The 2009-nt window shown below is 71.0% G+C and carries 2 protein-coding genes; one reads left to right on the forward strand and one right to left on the reverse strand.

Features of this window, described 5'->3' with window-relative positions; genetic code table 11:
- Nucleotides 1–198 precede the first annotated feature (198 nt).
- Nucleotides 199–972 carry a MerR family transcriptional regulator gene (locus tag RIF93_RS20370; protein ID WP_309093263.1) on the forward strand — a complete coding sequence of 258 codons (774 nt, stop codon included), beginning with the start codon at nucleotides 199–201 and terminating at the stop codon, nucleotides 970–972.
- Here the strand turns inward: RIF93_RS20370 and mutL are convergent.
- On the reverse strand, nucleotides 969–2009 hold a 1041-nt coding region (mutL, locus tag RIF93_RS20375), incomplete at its 5' end, for a DNA mismatch repair endonuclease MutL (protein WP_309093264.1). The genes RIF93_RS20370 and mutL overlap by 4 nt on opposite strands.

Below are 2009 nucleotides of genomic sequence, written 5' to 3' on the forward strand. Positions count from 1 at the left end.
CCTCCACGAGCGGCAGGCCGAGCGCGTCCATGCACGCCTTGTAGAAGCGCTTCGAGGCTTCGAGGTCCTTCACGCGAAGATGCACGTGATCGAGCAGGCGACCGCGATGTAGCTCCATGGTCGTTTTCCGTTTCGGTGGTCTTGACCCTAACGCAACGTGACGGATGACGGCTCCGGCTCCAGGCGAGGAACGATCGATTGGGCGACTACACGGTCAAGGAGGTGGCGAGGCTGTCGGGCGTCTCCGTGCGGACCCTGCACCACTACGACGAGGTCGGCCTGCTGAAGCCCGGCCATGTAGGGGCGAATGGCTATCGCTACTATGGACGGGACCAGCTGCTGCGGCTGCAGCAGATCCTCTTCCATCGTGAGCTGGGCCTGCCACTGGGCGAGATCCGCCAGCTGCTGGACACCCCCGACTTTGACCGCGTCGCGGCCCTGAAGGTCCACCGCGACCGGCTGGCCGCCAGCGCCCGCCGCACGCGTCAGCTGTTGCGCACGATCGATCGAACACTCGCCGCCCTCGAAGGAGCGACGAGTATGGACGACAAGGACCTCTACGACGGGTTCACGCCCGAGAAACAGGCAGAGCACGAGGCGTGGCTGACGGCCCGCTACGGCGGCGACATGGCGGAGCGGATCGAGGCCTCAAAGGCGCGCCTGAAAGGCTCGTCCCGAGCCGACTTCGAGCGCCAAAAGGCCGCCGGCGAGGAGATCGAGGCGGCGTTCGCCAAGGCCTTGGCCGACGGCGCGCCGGCGGGCTCCGACCATGTCCAGACGCTGACACGACGCTGGGCCGAATGGATCGCAACCGCGTGGGGCCGCGCGCCCGACGCGGCGGCGTTTGCCGGGCTTGGCCAACTGTATCAGGAGCACCCGGACTTCCGGGCCCGCTTTGATGGGCGGACTGCGGGATTGACGGATTACCTGGCCGAAGCGATGCGGATCTATGCCGAGCGCGAGCTGCCCTAGCGCCGCCCGAACAGCCGCTCGATGTCGGCGAGCTTCAGCTCGACATAGGTTGGCCGGCCGTGGTTGCATTGGCCGGAGTGCGGCGTGGCCTCCATCTGGCGGAGCAGGGCGTTCATCTCGGGCGCGGTGAGCCGGCGGCCAGCGCGCACGGAGCCGTGGCAGGCCATGGTCCCGCAGACCTCCTCCAGCCGCTCCTTCAGCGCCAGGGCCTGGCCGTTCTCGGCGAGGTCGTCGGCGATGTCGCGCACGAGGCCCGCCGCGTCGGTCTCGCCCAGCAAAGCCGGCACTTCGCGCACCAGGACGGCGCCGGGTCCGAACGCCTCCACGACAAGGCCCAGAGCGGCCAGCTCGCCGGCGCGCGCGACCACCCGCTCGGCCTCGGCGGGATCCAGCTCCACGACCTCGGGCAGCAGCAGCGCTTGGCGGGCGACGCCGCCCTCAGCCATCTGCGCCTTCATCTGCTCGTAGACCAGACGCTCGTGCGCGGCGTGCTGGTCGACGATGACGACGCCGTCACGCGTCTGGGCGACGATGTAGGTCTCGTGGACCTGCGCGCGCGCCGCGCCCAGCGGGAAGTCGACAGGATCGAAGACCGGCGCGGCCTGGGCCGGCTCGGCGACGCCCGCGGGTTCGTAGGCCTCGGACTCGGCGCGGGCGGAGAGTTCGGTCAGGCCCGGGATCGCCTGGACGGCGGAGGCCAGGGCCGAACCCTGCGGCGTCGGCGTCCAGCCGCCCTGCCGCCAGGCCGAGAAGCCGGCTGCGGACGGCTGCGGCGGCACGCTCTGCGGCCGAAAGCCGCCCAGCGCCGCCATGGAGACCGTGGTGGACGCCCGGTGGCCGGCGGCGGCGAGCGCATGACGCAGGCCGCCTACGATGAGGCCGCGGACCAGCCCTGGGTCGCGGAAGCGGACCTCGGCCTTTGCCGGGTGGACGTTGACGTCGACGAGCCCGGCGTCGAGTTCGACGTACAGCGCCGCCACCGGATGCCGGTCGCGGGCCAGGAAGTCGGCGTAGGCGGCGCGGAGCGCGCCCTGCAG

The sequence above is a fragment of the Phenylobacterium sp. genome, assembly GCF_031181185.1.
In the GTDB taxonomy this organism is placed as follows: domain Bacteria; phylum Pseudomonadota; class Alphaproteobacteria; order Caulobacterales; family Caulobacteraceae; genus Phenylobacterium.